Genomic DNA, 18089 nt, shown 5'->3' with positions numbered 1-18089 from the left:
TTTAGTGTCATGGCCGAGGCCGCTGCTCAGCTAAGTCGGAGATCCACGCCCGGATATAGTTTCTTCAAATTCGGAAGGGATTTCGACTGCCACGGATACTCCGAGCTTCCGCGTACCGTGAATTGAACATTCGGCCTGTTGCGAACCTCAATCGTGAACTTCGCGAGCAGGTTGATTCCGGAAGAATTGAGAAATTGCAGGCCTGTGAGGTCGACGGTGACGCGATCAGGTGACGCTTCCAGAATACTCATGACAAGGGAAAAGATAGGCGCATAGGCCTCCGTATTGGGCAGGCGCATAGTGCCGTCGAAGTAAATTTCCGTACCTTCCGACCAGACGTGATATTCTTCTTGCCTGATTTCCATATCCACCCTCTCTCGTCAATTCGAGGCATCTGGAACTGTGATGGACGCATAGGTTTCGAGCGGAACTCGGCCGTCTGGCTTCCCGGCTCCAAAAACCCATGCAAAGTGAACGCCGTAGTCGCTCATAAGGGTTAGAAGTCCGAGACCTGAGCTGGTCGGATCCGCCTCTCTCGCATTCGCCTCTATCCGCTCGATGAGGAGCTCGCCCGGATCGCTTATGGTGATTTGCGAAAGCAAATGCTGGAATTTCCGGGAGGCTTCCTCATCGACAAGATTGGAGACCTTTGCGCGAAAGACATTCTTCTCGACTGAAGCCTCCACGACGATTTCGCCGGCCGCGCGGAATTTTACCGCATTCTCGACAAGCTCGTTCGTGAGGTAGCCGACATTATGCCGGACTTCCCTATAGAGGTTGCGGGATGTGCGGTAGCGCAAGGCGACAAACTCGGCGACGAAATCCGAGGTGATCGCGCAATGTTTCCAGCCGAGATCGAGAGGCCCCTCGAAAAGACGCAGCCTCGTGACATTTTCGCCCGTTCCGATCGCCAGATCTTCCAGTCCATATAGGATCGTCATCCACTCACCTGTGTTTCATAACCACGAGCGTGATGTCATCATGGATCTTCTGCGTGCCGATATGAGCCATCAAATCCTCGATGATCCCGACCTTGACGTCCTCGGCGCTCAAGCCGTATCGCCGGCCGGCGCTTTCGCAAAGCCGCTCGATGCCAAAGAGTTCGCCGTTATGATCCTCGGCCTCGGTCACGCCGTCCGTGTGCAGAATGATGATATCGTCGCGGTCAAAGGATACCTCGCGTGTCGCCACGAACGACGAAATATCCGGTTCCAGTCCAATCGGCAGGCCTAGATCGAGCGTGTCGATCCGCTCCACCTTTCCGGGCTTGCGAACGACGATCAGTTCCTCGTGCTGGCCCGACAGCGTCAGGCGTCTTCCGTCATAATCCAGGAAGGCGAGGGAAAGGTGCTTGTTGGTGCTGGTCCTGACGAGATTTTTATAAATGGCTCGGTTCACCCTGTTCAGGAACTGCGAGGGCTCCATGTCGCCAGCCTCCTGCAATGCCCGCGCAATCGACTGGACCATCAGCATCAACACGCCGCTTTCCAGGCCGTGTCCCGTGACATCGCCGATGCCGATTTTCAGCCGCTTTCCGTCCCTCAAGACATCGTAGTAATCGCCCCCCACCTCGTCGGCCGGCCGCATGTAAGCTGCGATTTCCAGTTCCGGAATTTCTTCCAATTCGCCGGTCTTGGGCAGAACCATCATCTGGATGCGGCGCGCCACCGCAAGCTCCGCACCCAGGCGCAGGTTTTCGCTGCGCAATTGTCTATTCAAGGTGGAGATCTGCTGGTTCGCTTCTTCGATCTCCTTCGTTCTGTCGTCGACGAGCTGCTCGAGATTCTCCGTATGAAAACTGATCTGTTCAGCCATGCCGTTGAAGGCCATCCCGGCTTCTCCAACCTCATCACGGGTCGGTATGTCCACCCGAACGGAATAATCCTTCGCCTGGATGCGTTTGGCGGCTTCGGCGAGTGAGCTGATGCCTCGTGTGATGCGCTTCGATATGGCAAAAATGGCTGTGATGACAAAGCACAGCGACACCAGAAGCGCCAGAATCTGGTAGATCAGAATCCGGTTTGCCGCCTGTGAAATTCCGGCTTGGGCGGCAAACAGCGAGGCGTAAATCTCCCGCTCCGGCACGACGATGCCGAGCAGCATGGCTTCACGCCTCACAGGGCCGGAAATCCAAAGATTCGTCGGCTGCAACTGTTTCAAGACGACGAGGTAGGGAACCTTTTCGCCATTTTCATCAAGGAGAATATGGCGCAACAGCCCATCCTCGCCCAGCGGCAGTTGCGCTACTTCAGACTGCGTACTCCCTTTCAGTGAACGGTTCAGGCCCGTGACACCTTCACCGCCCTGATTATTCGATGACCGCAATCCGATGATTTTCTCGCCGGTCGGATTGATGGCAACCACGTTGCCATCCGACATGGCCAGGAAGCCGAAGCCCTTGTCGGCAACCTTGACGTTCTCGACGATCCCGGCCAGTTGGTCGAGCGTGATATCCGTTCCGGCAGCGCCGGCGACTTTTCTTCGGTCAGGAGACCAGAGCGGCTGAAAAAAGCTGACGATGAGCTTGCCGGTGATTGCATCCGTATAGGGTGCCGTCTGGGTAATCTCGCTGCTGACCAGGCGTTTTCCCCTGTCTCTGCCCCACTCCTCCCACGACTCGTAAAGCCCGGGAAAGAAAAAGGTCCAGAACTCCGCGCTGTTATGGCCCGGATAGAGCTTGTCGAAGGTCTGGGCCTGGTCGGTGTAGGGCGCTGTCCTGAAGATTGGACGTTCTCTCGGGCCGATATAATACATCTGAAGCTTGGAAAGGCCGTCCGACAGCAGGCTTGGCGCCACTAGGTCGAGGACCGCACTGTTTTCGATGTCCCTCTGGACCTCCGGGACGGGGAGGTGATCAGATCCCAGCAGATAACCCCAGACGCTGACGACGGATGGCGAGCCCGGCAGGTTCTGAGCCCATCCTCCTTTCGCATCGTAGACGACCTCCGCGGTTCCCGGAGAACCAAGAGCCATGGCCTGGCCGATCTGGGTTTCTCGATCGGGTCGATCGATCTGTTCCTGAAGAACCCCCGCCAATGTGCTGACATCCGAATGGACCTGGCTCAGGAGCAGGTTGACATGTTCCGCGGTTATATCAGCGTAGGAGCGGATATAACCTTGATTGGCCTCCTCCAGGCCCTGGCCGACTTCGGCCGTGGCATCACGAGAGAGCCTTTGCACGTTCCAAAGCGCCAGGCCTCCCGTCACCAGCAGGTCGAACAGCACGGCGCTGCCGACGACGAGAACGAACTTTGCACGAAACGAGTGCAAGCCGAAACGTGCGATCTGTCCAGCCGGTGCATTCATGACGGCTTGCGTCCTGACGCCGCCCAGATTGGCCAGCCGGCATAGCCCTTGGGATGAAGGGCTGCAAAAATGTGGTCCCTGAAACCCTGTCGAAAACGTTCTATGAAGTCGGAAGAATCCCCGCGCCTGACAGCCATTTCCTCAACATAAACATTCTCCCAAGCTGCGATGACATCGGCAAAATCCTGCGGGTCGCCATCGAGATTGGTGACCATGAAAGACTCGATGAGAATATCGTCGAAGCCGGCATCGGTGAGGTATCGGCGGCTTTTCGGGCCGAGTTCCACGTCCATTTCGAAGTGGCTGAACAGCTTTGCGACTTCATTGTAGGTCCATTGGATGCTTTGTGAGCGGGGTTCTCCCAGGCAATGCGAATTTTTCTCGTTGGTTATGTATACCCGCCCGCCCGGCTTGCAGATCCGGAAGAGCTCCTTCAGAATCATATCCGGCCGATTGAATATCTGAAGCGAATGGCGGCACGTCACCAAGTCGAACTGGTTGCCTTCAAGCAGCATTTCCGAGGCGTCGCCGTAAGTATATTCGATATCGGCGACATCGAAGCTGGCGGCCATCTCGCGGGCATAGGCAAGACTTGCTCTGGAATGGTCGAGTGCGACGATCCGACCCGGCCGGAACTCCTTTTTGACAAGCAGGGCGAAATCGCCGATGCCGCAGCAGATATCGGCCATCACGATCCCTCTCCGCATGCCGTGACGAGGGAGGATGGTGCGCTCGTGGCGCCATGTCATCTTGGTCTGCGTGCGCAATATCGGAATGAAGCTTGGATCCTCGACGAAGCTCTGGCCGGGGTAAAATCCGGAATCATAGACCTCCACCGTTACCCGCGGCTCGATGCTGCTGAGGTGCTTGAACATGTGTTCGGTCCAACCGACGACGCTTGAAGTCACCACCACGAAACGAAGATCGGTTCTTGTTCGGCAGGTATCCAGCACAACGCGGGCAAAAGCCTGAAACGCGGTGTTATTCATCTGAACGAGGCGTTTTATATTGATGTAAAGAACGCCTCGGACATCATCGATAGCCTTCCTGAAGATGCAGATGCTGGAGCCGATCTCATCGACGGAATGAGGACGGATCACGCCCGCCAGGAAAAATTCCTGGCTGTTGGAGTCGAATTCCGCAAGGAAGGGTACTGTGCTCAACGTATGCTCCCTTCAAGCGGCAGGTCGACGACCAACGCTATGGATGCTGGAGCGGGCTCCTCCAGACGCAGGCGAGCATCGAAGTTGATTGCCAGATCGAGAAGAACGACCTCCCTGTTCGGCGTCTGGTCCATTGAAATTGCACCGAGATAACGCGCGAGTGCATCTTTTTGACGGGTTCTCGACACCGCCTCGCGATAGAATTCTCGCTGTTCGGCAGGGCACGTGAAACTGAGCCTCACCCGTTCCATCGCATCGCGTCGATAGACCGTGCAGTCTATCGAACCCTGCGGAGAACCACCGCGGAACGATACTTCCAGCAGTTCATTCAGGGCAAATGAGAAGAAATTGGAATGCCGAATAGGATCGGCGCGATTGTGGCTGATCATCTGCGCCATGAAGGTCGACAGCTGATCGCAATGCTGCCAGTCGGAAAGAAATGTCGCCATGTCCATTTCGAACCGGAGGAGGGGCTTGAAGGCCGCTTCCGTTGACCTGTCGCTGGTTGCCTGCATGCCGTTCCTCCTTCCCGTACTCACTCCGAGGAAGTCAAAAAACTGATGCTCACACTCGCCTGGGATCCAGAGGCCGCATTGCTCTGGGCATCGGGAAGTTTTCGAAGGGGACCGGCGGCATAAGCTTGTTGAGGAACGCGCCGATCTCTTCGGGGGACATCGGCTTGCCAAGGAAGTATCCTTGCAGCCGGTTACATTTTGCTTTTTTGAGCCAGGTGGCTTGTTCTGCCGTTTCCACACCCTCGGCAGTGACGCTCATGCCGAGTCCGTGGGCCAATGCTATGACCGAACGAACGATCGTCTGACTTTTGCTGTCGGTCTCGAGATCCTTGATGAAATACTGGTCGATCTTGATCGTATCGAAGGGGAAGTTCTTCAGGTAGCTGAGCGACGAATAATAGGTCCCGAAATCGTCGAGCGAAATCTGAACTCCCAGCATTTTCAACGTATTGAGGGTGTCGAGATTGTTGATCGTACGCTCCAGCAGCACAGACTCGGTGATCTCGAGTTCAAGCCGCTCGGCGCGGATGCCAACGAGGTCCAAGGTTTGAGCGATGCGGTCGGTAAGGCCTGCATGCAGAAACTCCGCCGGTGAAAGATTGACGGCAACCGAAAAATGAGAGGGCCACGTCATGGCTTCGCGACAAGCCTGTTCGAGGGTCCATTGACCGATTTCGCTCATCAAACCGTCTGTCTCAGCCATGGGAATAAAGACATTGGGCGGGATGATGCCAACGACGGGATGACGCCATCGCAACAGTGCTTCAAAGCCGGCGATCGAAAAGGGTGGCTGTACGAGCGGCTGGTATTCGACGAAGAACTGGCCATCTTTGAGAGCGGTTCGCAAGCTGCGGCGCAGGGTCTCCCGCTGTTCCAGAACCATCAGCATGGCGCGGTTGAACTTCCTGGCTCTGTGCCTGCCTTCCTCCTTGGCCGCATAGAGCGCAATGTCGGCCGCTTTCATGAGCTGTTCGAATTCGTTCCCATCCGATGGGGCAACGGCAATCCCGACACTGGCGCCGACGAAAACATTGATGCCCTCGACCGTGAACGGTGCCCTGAAAGCACCGACGAGCGCTTCCGCCAGGCGCTCCGCCTCCCGAGGCTGGTTGTTTCTTCGCTGAATGACGGCGAATTCGTCGCCGGCTAATCGATAAGCGAATTCCTGCTCACCAAGCACGTTTCTGATGCGTTCGGCAGCCATTTTCAGAACGGTGTCGCCGGCGCCGTGGCCCAATGTGTCATTGACCGGTTTGAAATCGTCGAGGTCGATTTGCATGAGGGCGAACTTCACCCCCTTTGATACCGGCAGAGCGCTCCGCAATTGATCGCTGAATTGCCGTCGGTTTGGCAGTCCGGTCAAAACGTCGTGGGTCGCCTGGTGAAAAAGAAGCGCACGGTCATTTTCAGCCGGGCTATAAGTCCCCCGCAAGCTCGACTTGCCGTCCGCCTCGACGACGCCTAAGCCGCGAGGGCTGCGGAAAACCGTGAGTGTGCGCCGATCTCCCGTTTTTGCGTTTGCCACCTCGACGTTGCGCGGCAGTCCACTCGAAAGCACGAGTTCGACTGCGGATTTCGTCGAAGGGGCCAAAAGTTCGGGATAGACATGCCACAAGGTAGCGTCGACCAAAGAATCGACATCGTAAGTCAGCCGATGCTTGGCTGAGCACTCGATAAGATGAAAGCTCTCGTCATAAAGAGAGACGAGCTCGTCGGTATTGGCAAGGAGATACGTTTCGACAGAAGCAGACTGTGTCGCGTCGCCGCCCGGCATCCTTTCCTCTCCTTCCGTGGAGTCCTTTTGGGACACCTGCTAATCCATCCCAGCCCGCGTGATTTTGATGCGACCCAAGATCGCATCTAATTTAGATAATTCTGAATAATGATCGCAGAACGTGTCGCGGTCAATGCCACTCGACTGAGGAGACGGTGGTTTTCCAGATTGCAGCGGTCTTGCTATCGAAATTTGCAGATGTACTGCCTGAAGTTCGGTTTCGTCCCGCACGAGGTCGCTGAGAGAGAAACGTGCGAAGAAGCGGGTCGTTGGGCATTTCGTTACACAATTCACCCCGGAAACAGTAATTCAACGACCGTTCCCTTGCCCGGCGCCGAGGCAATGCGCGCGTCGCCGCCGCTCTGGCGGACGAAGCCATAAACCACGGCCAGGCCGAGACCCGCGCCGCCTTCCGCGTCGCGGGTTGTGAAATAGGGCTCGAAGGCCTTATCGACCGCTTCGGCCGACATGCCGATACCGTCATCGGTCACGCTGACAATCACCCCGGCCTCGCTACGGGCGCAACGGATGAGGATCGTTCCGCCCAATGGCATGGCCGCGGCGGCGTTGAGGCAGAGATTGAGGATCGATTGCTCGAAGAGCGCCGTGTCGATGAGAACGGTGGGCAGGTCGTCGGCGATCTCGAAGGCAAGCCGGCATTTTTCACCGATGGCGATTTCCAGCACGTCGGCCATGCCGCGCAGCACCGCGCCCATCTCCACCGCGTCCGGACGGATCGGCTGCTGGCTGCCGATGGAAAGCATGCTCCCGGCCAGCGACCTGCCGCGGTCGGCAGCCTTACGGATGCGGGCGAGATGCCGCTTTTGCCGGTCATTGAAGCCGGTTTCGCGCTCCAGCAGGCCGAGGCTGCCGGTGATGATGCCGATCATGTTGCCGACCTCATGGCTCACCTGATGGGTCATGCGCATGATGCCGTCGAGCCGTTGGATCTTTGCTGCCTCCGCCTCCTGCCGGTCCATGTCGGTGATATCACGCGCCAGCAGCACGATGCCGCCGTCGGGTTGGCGCGATAGCGACACCTCAGTCACCCGCCCGGCATCGGAGCGGTGGCGCAGCACGGACCGGTCGGAGAGCAGGCCGGCGTCGTTTTCGGCCGGCAGGAGTGCCGGATCGATCTCCGGCAGCGGTGTCACGAATCTGCGGAGCGGCAATTTCCTGGCCGAACCGGACCAGCCGACCAGCTCGATGACACGGCGGTTCATCGTGATCGGCCGGCCGCGCGGATCGAACAGCGCGATGCCCTCGTTCATACTGCGGAAGGTGGAGCGGATGGTGCGGGCGGCGGCCTCCGCCGTGCGCCGCAGCCGCGTCACACGCTCGACGCTCTCGCGGAACGCACGAAAGGCTTCGAGCAGGCGCACCAGCTCGGTTTCCGTGCCGTCATAGCGCGGCGCATCGACATCCTTGCGCCCTTCTGCCAGTGCGTTCATGCCGTTCGAAAGCGCGACGATGCCGCGTGAGACGCGCATGACGGACCGGATCGAGACCACGGCCATTGCCAGCACCAGCAGCGAGGCAACGGCGACAATGACCAGGATGCGGCTCAAGGCATCGGAGGTCGAGACGAGGTCGTCGCTGAGGCTGCGGGCAACGGCCTCGCTCTGGGTTTCCGTCGCATGCGACAGATCGCGCGAGACCGTATGCAGGCGCGAAACGGCGGCGCGGATGGCAAACATTTCGAGGAGATAGCGTGTCTGTGCCTCGAACACCCGTTCGTAAGGCGCAAGCTCGGCGGCGGCAATCCGGACGTCCGGCGCGGCGGGTTCGAGGCGCGGGGCTGTTTCGGAGACGTAGCGCCGGCGCAATTCGCCGAGCTGGAAGAGGCTGTCCGAATTGGAGGCGGATTGCACGACGGCGTTCAGCCGACCGCGGAAGTCGGCATCCGCAATACCGCTGCCGGTCGCGATCTCGCCGAGCGCTGCCGCAGCCTCCGCCTTGTGCTGCTGGGCGGATTCCGCGTCGCCAGCAAGCGCCGTCGTCTGCGTGCGGATCGTTTCCAGCAGCTCGACGATACGGCTGCTCGCAAAACCCTTCACGGCAGCCCCGTCGTTTTCAGGTTGCATGGCGCGCAGCAACGTATCGACCTGCACGACGACCGAGCGGCTTTCGCTGGACACCCGGTAGGGCGAGGTCGCGTTCATCAGGAAGGGTGCGCTGGAGACGAGATCGGAAACCTGTCGCGACACCAGCGAGGCCTTGGCGAGACTCGAAAACGCCTGCAGGCCATAGGCGGCCATCTCCTGGCGCGCCCGCTGCAGGCCGTAGACGGCGATGGTCGCCAGGCTGAAGACGAGCACGCAGATGAAGGCGATGGCAAAGGGCAGGCGAAAAGCGATGGAGGAGAGGAAGGGACGGCTGATCACGGTGCGATCTCGCCATCGTCGGTGTCGAGAACGTAGCCCTTGCCGCGGCGCGTCTTGATATGACGCGGCAGGTCCGGATTGCGCTCGATCTTGCGACGCAGACGTAGCACGAGCACGTCGACATTGCGGTCGATGTAGCGCTCGCTCTCCGCGCCCAGCCGGTCGAGGATATGCGCGCGGCTGACGGGTGCGTTCGGCGTTTCGGCGAGGATTTCGAGCAGCGCGAATTCGGCGCTCGTGAGCGACTTGGCGGGGTCGGTGCGGCAGATGGCGCGGCGGCTCTTGAGATCCACCGACCAGTCGCCGAGCTTCAGGGATGTAGGCTCGTGCTCCCGTTCGCTTTCCCGCTCCGGCTTCAGCGACGGGATGGTCCGGCGCAGCACGGCCTTGATACGGGCCGTCAATTCGATCGGCTCGAAGGGTTTGACGACATAGTCGTCGGCCGCCGTTTCGAGGCCGAGCACCCGGTCCGCGGCGCTGCCGGCAGCCGTCACCATGACGATGCCGATATTGGTCTGCGCCCGCAGGCGCTGCGCGAAGGTGCGGCCGGAGGTGCCGGGCAGATTATGGTCGACGAGCACGAGATGCACCGTTTCGCGCGAAAGCACGATCGCCGCTTCCTCCGCCGACGGCGCGGTGAGCGGCGTCCAGCCCTCCGCTTCCACCAGGTCGGAGATAAGCTCCGCCATGTCCGGATCGTCCTCGACGATCAGAATGCTGATCCTCTCATTCAACACATACACGTCCTCCCGCGTTCATTATAGGCAGGGCCGTCACGATCTTCAAAGCGGGCTCGTGTTATGCGCTTTGTCACATTTGTAACCTTTGTCATTTTTGAGGGTTCGTCGCGGGCAAAGCTGTAAGAACCGTAACCATTCTTCGATTGCGCAAGGCAGCAGATGTGACATCCTGACTGCGGAGATTGGGACACAAGGTCCAATGGGAGGAAATCGTGAGAGGCATCACCGCTTTCGGCGCGGTCGCGGCTTTGTGGCTGGCGAGCGCCAGCACCGGCATGGCTGCCCCGTCGCTCACCGTTTTGTGCGGTGTGGACGAGATGTGGTGCGCCGCGATGAAGACGGCCTATGAGGCAAAGAGCGGGCATGAAATTTCGGTGACCCGCAAGAGCACCGGCGATATCCTCAATCAGATCCGCGCGGAGAAGGCAGCGCCGACCGTCGACGTCTGGTGGGGCGGCACGGGCGACACCCATCTGCAGGCCGGTTCTGAAAATCTTCTCGAACCCTACCAGCCGGCCCATGAGCGCGACATGCTGCCCTGGGCGCAGAATTTCTTCGCCATGTCCGGCGGCCGCTCGGCCGGCATCTATGCCGGGGCGCTCGGCTTTGCCTACAATGTCGATCTGCTGCGCGAGCTGAAGCTGCCGGCGCCGACTTGCTGGAAGGACCTGACGGACACCGCCTATCACGGCCGCATCCAGAGCGGCAATCCGAATTCTTCCGGCACCGCCTTCACCACGCTTGCGACGCTCGTCCAGCTCTTCGGCGAGGATGAGGCCTTCCGTTATCTCGCCGCGCTCAACCGCAATATCGAGCGTTACACCCCTTCCGGATCTGCGCCTATCAAGGCGGCGGCGCGCGGAGAAACGCTCATCGGCATTTCCTTCATGCATGATGCCGTCACGCAGAAGCAGGCGGGCTATCCGCTTGTGATCGTCGCACCCTGCGAAGGCACCGGCTACGAGATCGGTGCCGTGAGCATCGTCAAAGGTGCCAAAAACATCGAGGAAGCAAAGCGCTTCGTCGATTTCGCGCTGAGCCCGGAAGGGCAGGGTACGGGCGCAGCGTCCGGCCAGAACCAGGTGCCATCAAACGCGAAATCCAGCCTGCCGCTCGCAGCGCCTGACATTTCGATGATCAAGATGGTGGACTATGACTTCGCCACCTTCGGCTCGCCGGAAGAACGAAGTCGACTGCTCCGCAGGTTCGATGCGGAAATCGCCGCAACGAACTGATCGAGCCCTTTAGACAAACAGCAATCCGAAATCGTGAACGCGCCGCCGCGGGCAGGCCGAAGGCCCCGCTGTGTCTCGTTCATGGGAAAAATCCAACCCAGGCAACAGGAGGATGCCCGCATGAAAATCAACACCCTTTCCCTCATGCTCTTCGCCGGCACGGCGCTCGGGGCGCTGCCGGCGCAGGCGGCTGGCGAACTCAACCTCATCTGCTCGGCCGACGTCGTCATCTGCGAGCAGATGAAGGGCGATTTCGAGAAGGCGCATAGCGACATCAAGGTGAACATGGTTCGTCTCTCATCCGGCGAGACCTATGCCAAGGTGCGCGCCGAGGCCCGCAACCCGAAGACCGACATCTGGTGGGCCGGCACGGGCGACCCGCATCTTCAGGCGGCATCGGAAAATCTGACGCTGGAATACAAGTCGCCGAAGCTCGATGAACTCAACGACTGGGCGAAGAAGCAGGCCGAAAGCTCCGGCTACAAGACGGTCGGCGTCTATGCCGGCGCGCTCGGCTGGGGCTACAACACGGAAATCTTCAAAACCAAGGGTTACAAGGAGCCGGTCTGCTGGGCCGACCTTCTGGCGCCGGAATTGAAGGGCGAAATCCAGATCGCCAACCCGAATTCTTCCGGCACGGCCTACACCGCGCTCGCCTCTCTCGTGCAGATCATGGGCGAGGACCAGGCCTTCGACTACCTGAAGAAGCTGAACGGCAACATCTCGCAATATACCAAGTCCGGCTCGGCGCCCGTCAAGGCGGCTGCACGCGGCGAGACGGCACTCGGCATCGTCTTCGTGCATGACGCGGTGGCGCAGACGGCGGAAGGCTTCCCGGTCAAGTCGATCACGCCCTGCGAAGGCACCGGCTATGAGATCGGCTCCATGTCGATCATCAAGGGCGCGCGCAACCTCGACAATGCGAAGATCTGGTACGACTGGGCGCTGACGGCGGAAGTCCAGTCCCGCATGAAGGATGCAAAATCCTTCCAGCTGCCTTCCAACAAGAGCGCGACCATTCCGAAGGAGGCGCCGCGCTTCGAGGACATCAAGCTGATCGACTACGACTTCAAGACTTATGGCGACCCGGCAAAGCGTAAGGCACTGCTGGAACGCTGGGATCGCGAAATCGGCGCCGCCGCCAACTGATGTCCTGACAGGCGGCGCCTGCCTCCACAGGCGCCGCCTTCCTACACTCAAAACAGCGAGGTCAGCCATGAGACATGGCAATCGCAGGCTGGACGTGGTCCTGCTCCTGGGCGTGGTCGCATTGACCCTGTTGCCCTGGTATCGGATCGAGAACGGCTTCTTCGGGTTCGGTTGGCTGGCCGGCTTCCCCCTTTCCACGGAGGCCGCACCCGGTCTCGTGCAGATCTTCGCGCATGGCCGGCTGTGGCTTGCCGCTGCGCTCGTGCTCCTTCTCCTGGCGGTCGCGGCTCGCGGCATGGCGGACCCGATGCGCCGCGGCGCCGTGCTCGCCTGGATCGGCGCGATCGGCGTTCTCTTCCTCTCGCTCCAGGGCCTCGCCATCGGCTTTTCCGGCTGGAACTGGACGGTGAGCGACACGCTCTTCGGCCCGCTCTCGAACGGCCAGCCCGCCATGGGGGCGGGCGCGGTCCTCTCTTCCATCACCTTCGTGCTGCTCTTCGCCTTCGGCCTTGCCGACCGCGGCGTGATGAAGGGCGATGCCTTCGTCGTCAGTGCTATCGCGCTGCTGGTCTTCCTCGTCGCCGTCTTCGTCTTCTATCCGATCGGCAGCATGTTCGTCGGTTCGGTGCAAGATTTCGACGGCTCGTTCAATGCAGCCAATTTCATCCGCAATATCCAGGATCCGAGCATCTGGAGCCTCAACTGTGTGATCGGCGCCGGCCGCTGCGGCGTCGCCTGGCGCACGCTATGGCTCGCCATCATGACCGGCCTCGGCTCGACCCTGCTCGGGCTTGCCTTCGCGCTCGTCGCCACCCGCACGCGCTTTCCCTTCAAGAAGGGCCTGCGGCTGCTGACGATCCTGCCGATCATCACGCCGCCCTTCGTCATCGGTCTGGCGCTCACGCTGCTCTTCGGCCGTGCCGGTGTCGTCACGCAGGAGCTGTCGCAACTGCTCGGCCTAGAGCCCGGCCGCTGGCTCTACGGCCTCACCGGCATCTGGATCGCGCAGGTGCTGTCCTTCACGCCGATCTCCTTCCTCGTGCTGATTGGCGTCGTCGAAGGCGTCAGCCCATCGATGGAGGAGGCCTCCACGACACTGCGCGCCGACCGCTGGCGCACCTTCCGGCGGGTGTCGCTGCCGCTGATGAAACCCGGCCTCGCCAACGCCTTCCTCATCGGCTTCATCGAAAGCATGGCCGATTTCGGCAACCCGCTGGTGCTCGGCGGCAGCCATGGCGTGCTCTCGACGGAAATCTTCTTCGCCGTCGTCGGCTCGCAGAACGACCCCTCGCGCGCCGCCGTGCTCGCCATGGTGCTGCTCGCCTTCACGCTCTCCGCCTTCCTCGCCCAGCGCGTCTGGCTGTCGGGCAAGAACTTTGCCACCGTCACCGGCAAGGGCGACAGCGGATCGCATATCGCCCTGCCGCGCGGGCTGTCGATCGGCGTTCACGCCGTCGTCATCCCGTGGATCCTCTTCACCCTCGTCATCTACGGCATGATCCTGATCGGCGGCTTCGTGAAGACCTGGGGCCTCGACAATTCGCTGACGCTCGACCACTACGCCAAGGCCTTCTCGATCAGCTTCGAAAACGGGATCGCCTGGACGGGTGTCGCCTGGAACTCGTTCTGGACGACGATGGAGATCGCGCTGATCTCCGCCCCGCTGACGGCCGCCGTCGGTCTGCTGACGGCCTATATCATCGTGCGTCAGAAATTCGCCGGCAAGAATGCCTTCGAATTCGCCCTGATGATGAGCTTTGCCATTCCCGGCACGGTCATCGGCGTGAGCTACATCATGGCCTTCAACCTGCCGCCGCTCGAGATGACCGGCTCGGCGCTGATCCTGATCGCCTGCTTCGTCTTCCGCAACATGCCGGTCGGTGTGCGCGGCGGCATCGCTGCGATGAGCCAGCTCGACAAGAGCCTGGACGAAGCCTCGCTGACGCTCCGGGCCAACAGCTTCCGCACGATCCGCAAGGTCATTTTGCCGCTCCTGCGTCCTGCCATCACCGCCGCGCTCGTTTATTCCTTCGTGCGTGCCATCACCTCCATCAGCGCCGTCATCTTCCTCGTCAGCGCCGAGTACAACATGGCGACCTCCTACATCGTCGGTCTCGTCGAGAATGGCGAATACGGCGTAGCGATCGCCTATTCCTCCATGCTGATCGTCGTGATGATCACCGTCATCGCCGGCTTCCAGCTCATCGTGGGCGAGCGGCGCCTGCGCCGTGAAAACCGCGTCGCCGGCCTCGCCACCTCCGCTTCCTCTCGTCAGGAGAAAATCGCATGATCAACCAGAAAGCCGGTTCCGTCGTCTTCCAGAACGTGCGCAAGACGTTCGGCGCCTTCACCGCCATTGCCGACCTTTCGCTCACCATCGAGCCCGGCACGCTCGTCACCCTGCTTGGCCCTTCCGGCTGCGGCAAGACGACGACGCTGCGCATGCTTGCCGGCCTCGAACATCCTTCGGCCGGAAAAATCCTGATCGGCGGCAAGGACGTCACCATGCTGCCGGCCAACGAGCGCGACGTCTCGATGGTCTTCCAGTCCTATGCGCTGTTTCCGCATATGAATGCGCGCGACAATGTCGCCTATGGCCTGGAATCCTCCGGCCTGAACCGCAGGCAAGCGCGCGAGAAGGCGGAGGAGGGGCTGGCGCTCGTCGGTCTTGCCGGCATGGGCCATCGCCTTCCCGCCGAACTCTCCGGCGGCCAGCAGCAGCGCGTCGCCGTCGCCCGCGCGCTGGTGCTGGAGCCGCAGGTGCTGCTGCTCGATGAGCCGCTCTCCAACCTCGATGCGCGCCTGCGCCGCAAGGTGCGCACAGATATCCGCCAACTCCAGCAGCGCCTCGGCTTCACGGCTGTCTACGTCACGCACGATCAGGACGAGGCGCTTGCCGTGTCCGACCGGATCATCATCATGAAGGATGGCGAAATCGCCCAGTCCGGCGCCCCGCGCGACCTCTACGAAGCGCCGGCTTCCGCCTTCATCGCCGATTTCATGGGGGAGGCGAACGTCATTCCCTGCGAGGTGGTCGGCATCGATGGCGCCGATGCTGAAATCCGCATTGGCGGTTTCAAGCATCGCGTGCCCGCCGGTCGGGCGACGCCGGGTGCCGCAAGCCTTGCCGTCCGGCCCGGCGCCATCGCGCTTTCCGAGGGACGCGGGCAGGGGCTTGCCGGCCGTATCCTGCATTCCGCCTATCTTGGAGATCATGTCGAGTACGAGGTTGAAACCGACGTCGGCACGCTCTTCATCGTCGATCACGCCGTCGACCGCATCCTGCCGGTCGCCTCCGACGCCACGCTCGGCTTTCGAGGCCGCGGCATCGCCCTCATCAGCGGATGAGCCTCTAATATCTGAACATTCGGTCGGTGCGGGCGCTTAATTCCCGCAGTGACGACACCTAATGCAAGGAGTACCAGCATCATGTCGCAAGAGACGGAACTTGATACACGCTTCGCCTTCGCCAGAGCGGTGGCACAGGAGGCGGGCGCCATGGCGCTCGATTATTTCAACAGGCGCGAAACGCTCGTCATCGAAACGAAGCGGGATCTGCAGGATGTCGTGTCCATTGCCGACCGCAACGTCGAGACGTTCATCCGCCGGCGCGTGGCGGAAGCTTTTGGGGCAGACGGGTTTCTCGGCGAGGAATACGGGTATCAGGAAGGGCAGTCGGGATTGACATGGGTGGTCGATCCGATCGACGGAACGGCGCCCTTCGTCAACGGCATGCCGACATGGTGTGTATCGATTGCCGTTCTGCACCGCGGTGTGCCGGTGATCGGCGTCATCCATGTTCCATGCGCTGATGAACTCTACGCAGCGGCAGCGGGCATGGGTGCGAGCCTCAACGGCAAGAACCTCAGCCTCGACCCATCACGGACTTTGCAGAATGCAATGACGGGCATCGGCTGCAACACCTATGTCACGCCGGAACGGGTAGGCGCGATTGTCGCTGCCTTGCTCGGCAAAGGCGGCAATTTCATCCGTAATGGCTCCGGTGCCCTGATGCTGGCCTATGTGGCCGCGGGCCGGCTCGTTGGTTATTACGAGCCTCACATGCGCGCCTGGGACTGCATGGCCGGCTACTGCCTCGTCAAGGAGGCCGGTGGGACTCACCTAGCTTTCCCGGCTGAGGGCGAAGCCTTGCTGCAGGGCCATCCGGTGCTGGCGAGCAATCAGACGGTCTATGCCGATCTGCTGGCAATCCACACCGGCTGAACCTTCCAGACACCCAGCGAGTGTCGTGTCACCGGCGAGCAACTCCCACGCCAGACGTATTCTCGGAGGTCCTTGACTTTCATCAGAGCGGAGGGCTCCTAACGAAATCAGAAAATGACGAAATGGCTCAAGGATAGTGGATAAGATCGTGCATTGGATCGCCAGTGCCATTGGAGTGCTTATCGCGTATTTACTCGGTTCAATACCGACGGGATATCTTCTCGGAAAGTTCCTGCGCAACATCGATGTCCCACTGAGCCGGCCATAACGCGCCACGACCACTTCCACGAACGACATACCAGACGGACTGGCTGCTGACGGATGAGAAACGCTCCGCTAAGGACGGTGCCGAGCGGAATCCTGCTCACGCCAATTATGGCGCGCTGGCGCGTGAGGGCTTTCGAGTCGTTGCCCAGCATGTTGCTATGTTGTTCACGTTCTGGACGAAGAAGATCGCATAAATAGATCGACAGGAAGTGGCTGCGTACGGACGAACGGAAAAATCCCCGATTCCGAACACATAGCTATCTCCGGCGAGGGATCTCCAGTTCGAATCTTTTCAACTGCAGTCAAACATCGGATGTTGGTGTCTCAGGTGTCGCTCCCATCAGCTCAACTCATCGAGAGTTAACCTGCTGCCCAATACTAGGCTAACGAGCGGTGCAGACGGTCGCCGCGCAGCGATGATTATGACGTGACCCAGTCCGCAAAGGCTTTCGAGAGCCGACGTTGGCTGCCACTTTTGGGATAAGCCAAGTAATGTCCGATGTAACGATTGTCTCTACTGTTGGTGAAGGGGCGCACAAGGCGGCCGCTTTCTAGTTCCCGATTTGCGAGAGTGTTGGATTCTAAAGCAACCCCCAAACCATTTGCTGCCGCGTCAACCGCGAGAAAACTTCTGTCGAAGCTCATCGCAGGAAAAGGAGGGGGACCGAGATTGTTGAGTTCGAACCAGTCGATCCATTGAATGCGCTTTAAATCGCTTCTGATAAGTGGCAGGTGTTCAAGATCGCGCGGCGTTTTCAGCCGCTCTGCCATTTTCGGACTGCACAGGGGCGATACGACTTCCTCGCCAAGAGGCACGACGATGAGATCCTCCCGGTTGGAAGGCTCGCCGTAAACAATATCAACGTCGAAGAGGCCGTCAACGAACCGTGCGTAATTCGTGCTCGCCGCCACTCTGACTTCTACCCCTTTGTTCTTGCTGAGAAAGTCTGGAAGCCGGGCTGACAGCACCTGCGCTGCATAGCTAGGGGCGCAATGAACCCGCAAAAGATGCGCCTTGTTCGATGAAATCATCTCAACACCACGCCGAAGCTCTTCGAATGCATTCGAGGCATGGGAGAGGAGCGTCTGCCCGGCAAGCGTAAGGCTGACCTTGCGTGTGCTGCGTTCAAACAGAGAGGTGCCTAAGTCCCGTTCCAGCTTTGCAATCGCGTGGCTGACAGCACTTGGCGACAGGTGCAATTCTTCCGCGGCAGCACGGAAGGAAGCAAGTCGGGCCGCGGCTTCAAAGATGCGGACAGCGGAGAGGGAAGCCATCTGTAACATCCGATTAGTGAACCAGATTCACCTACCGTTGTAAACTTCGCGTTTGTC

Annotated in this window: 14 protein-coding genes and 1 pseudogene; 6 read left to right on the top strand and 9 right to left on the bottom strand. The window is 60.1% G+C overall.

All coding sequences use genetic code 11. The features are described from left to right. Positions 1-26 precede the first annotated feature (26 nt). From ATY78_RS12245 to ATY78_RS12210, 8 genes are all read right to left on the bottom strand, one after another. Positions 27-365, bottom strand: coding sequence for a hypothetical protein (locus ATY78_RS12245; protein ID WP_088682583.1), 339 nt, complete (start codon positions 363-365; stop codon positions 27-29). A gap of 15 nt (positions 366-380) precedes the next feature. Next, positions 381-941, bottom strand: coding sequence for an ATP-binding protein (locus ATY78_RS12240; protein WP_088682582.1), 561 nt, complete (start codon positions 939-941; stop codon positions 381-383). Positions 942-945: 4 nt separating this feature from the next. After that, positions 946-3306, bottom strand: coding sequence for a SpoIIE family protein phosphatase (locus ATY78_RS12235; protein ID WP_088682581.1), 2361 nt, complete (start codon positions 3304-3306; stop codon positions 946-948). Continuing rightward, positions 3303-4469, bottom strand: coding sequence for a class I SAM-dependent methyltransferase (locus ATY78_RS12230; protein ID WP_088682580.1), 1167 nt, complete (start codon positions 4467-4469; stop codon positions 3303-3305). Before ATY78_RS12230 ends, ATY78_RS12235 begins: the two co-directional genes overlap by 4 nt. Beyond that, positions 4466-4984 (bottom strand): ubiquinone biosynthesis methyltransferase UbiE, encoded by a 519-nt coding sequence (locus tag ATY78_RS12225; RefSeq protein WP_088682579.1) that lies wholly within the window; start codon positions 4982-4984, stop codon positions 4466-4468. Before ATY78_RS12225 ends, ATY78_RS12230 begins: the two co-directional genes overlap by 4 nt. 49 nt (positions 4985-5033) lie before the next feature. Next, on the bottom strand, positions 5034-6758 hold the full coding sequence (locus ATY78_RS12220; RefSeq protein ID WP_088682578.1) for an EAL domain-containing protein: 1725 nt from the start codon (positions 6756-6758) through the stop codon (positions 5034-5036). Positions 6759-7048: 290 nt separating this feature from the next. Beyond that, positions 7049-9142, bottom strand: a complete 2094-nt coding sequence (locus ATY78_RS12215) for an ATP-binding protein (RefSeq protein WP_088682577.1) — start codon at positions 9140-9142, stop codon at positions 7049-7051. Further along, positions 9139-9879, bottom strand: coding sequence for a response regulator transcription factor (locus tag ATY78_RS12210; protein WP_088682721.1), 741 nt, complete (start codon positions 9877-9879; stop codon positions 9139-9141). Before ATY78_RS12210 ends, ATY78_RS12215 begins: the two co-directional genes overlap by 4 nt. A 215-nt stretch (positions 9880-10094) precedes the next feature. Between ATY78_RS12210 and ATY78_RS12205 the strand changes: the two genes are divergently transcribed. The 6 genes and pseudogenes from ATY78_RS12205 to ATY78_RS28850 form a co-directional block, all read left to right on the top strand. Beyond that, the gene (locus ATY78_RS12205; RefSeq protein WP_088682576.1) at positions 10095-11117 is read left to right on the top strand and encodes an ABC transporter substrate-binding protein; all 1023 of its coding nucleotides are present in this window, start codon (positions 10095-10097) and stop codon (positions 11115-11117) included. 120 nt (positions 11118-11237) lie between these two features. Next, a complete protein-coding gene (locus ATY78_RS12200) occupies positions 11238-12266 on the top strand; it encodes an ABC transporter substrate-binding protein (RefSeq protein ID WP_088682575.1) in 1029 nt (342 codons plus the stop codon). Between the two features lie 67 nt (positions 12267-12333). After that, the gene (locus ATY78_RS12195) at positions 12334-14556 is read left to right on the top strand and encodes an iron ABC transporter permease (RefSeq protein WP_088682574.1); all 2223 of its coding nucleotides are present in this window, start codon (positions 12334-12336) and stop codon (positions 14554-14556) included. Beyond that, entirely contained in the window at positions 14553-15614 is a 1062-nt protein-coding gene (locus ATY78_RS12190) for an ABC transporter ATP-binding protein (protein WP_088682573.1), read from the top strand. The genes ATY78_RS12195 and ATY78_RS12190 overlap by 4 nt, the downstream gene beginning before the upstream one ends. Before the next feature lie 78 nt (positions 15615-15692). Further along, positions 15693-16490 (top strand): inositol monophosphatase family protein, encoded by a 798-nt coding sequence (locus ATY78_RS12185; RefSeq protein ID WP_190237452.1) that lies wholly within the window; start codon positions 15693-15695, stop codon positions 16488-16490. 145 nt (positions 16491-16635) lie between these two features. Beyond that, positions 16636-16740 (top strand): annotated as a pseudogene (locus tag ATY78_RS28850) (acyl-phosphate--glycerol-3-phosphate O-acyltransferase); the annotation flags it as partial. Positions 16741-17177: 437 nt separating this feature from the next. On the opposite strand, the gene ATY78_RS12180 reads toward ATY78_RS28850, so the two are convergent. Beyond that, positions 17178-18041 (bottom strand): LysR substrate-binding domain-containing protein, encoded by an 864-nt coding sequence (locus tag ATY78_RS12180; RefSeq protein WP_088682571.1) that lies wholly within the window; start codon positions 18039-18041, stop codon positions 17178-17180. Positions 18042-18089: the final 48 nt, after the last annotated feature.

Source organism: Rhizobium sp. R635, from assembly GCF_002211285.1.
GTDB lineage: Bacteria > Pseudomonadota > Alphaproteobacteria > Rhizobiales > Rhizobiaceae > Rhizobium.
Note: the sequence above shows the minus strand (reverse complement) of the source record. Positions and strands in the feature narration are given on the sequence as shown.

Excerpts from the sequence above, each read along its gene's own strand:
- ATY78_RS12245 (WP_088682583.1), bottom strand. The coding sequence starts at position 365 with ATGGAAATCAGGCAAGAAGAATATCACGTCTGGTCGGAAGGTACGGAA.
- ATY78_RS12240 (WP_088682582.1), bottom strand. The coding sequence starts at position 941 with ATGACGATCCTATATGGACTGGAAGATCTGGCGATCGGAACGGGCGAA.
- ATY78_RS12235 (WP_088682581.1), bottom strand. The coding sequence starts at position 3,306 with ATGAATGCACCGGCTGGACAGATCGCACGTTTCGGCTTGCACTCGTTT.
- ATY78_RS12225 (WP_088682579.1), bottom strand. The coding sequence starts at position 4,984 with ATGCAGGCAACCAGCGACAGGTCAACGGAAGCGGCCTTCAAGCCCCTC.
- ATY78_RS12220 (WP_088682578.1), bottom strand. The coding sequence starts at position 6,758 with ATGCCGGGCGGCGACGCGACACAGTCTGCTTCTGTCGAAACGTATCTC.
- ATY78_RS12200 (WP_088682575.1), top strand. The coding sequence starts at position 11,238 with ATGAAAATCAACACCCTTTCCCTCATGCTCTTCGCCGGCACGGCGCTC.
- ATY78_RS12195 (WP_088682574.1), top strand. The coding sequence starts at position 12,334 with ATGAGACATGGCAATCGCAGGCTGGACGTGGTCCTGCTCCTGGGCGTG.
- ATY78_RS12190 (WP_088682573.1), top strand. The coding sequence starts at position 14,553 with ATGATCAACCAGAAAGCCGGTTCCGTCGTCTTCCAGAACGTGCGCAAG.
- ATY78_RS12180 (WP_088682571.1), bottom strand. The coding sequence starts at position 18,041 with ATGTTACAGATGGCTTCCCTCTCCGCTGTCCGCATCTTTGAAGCCGCG.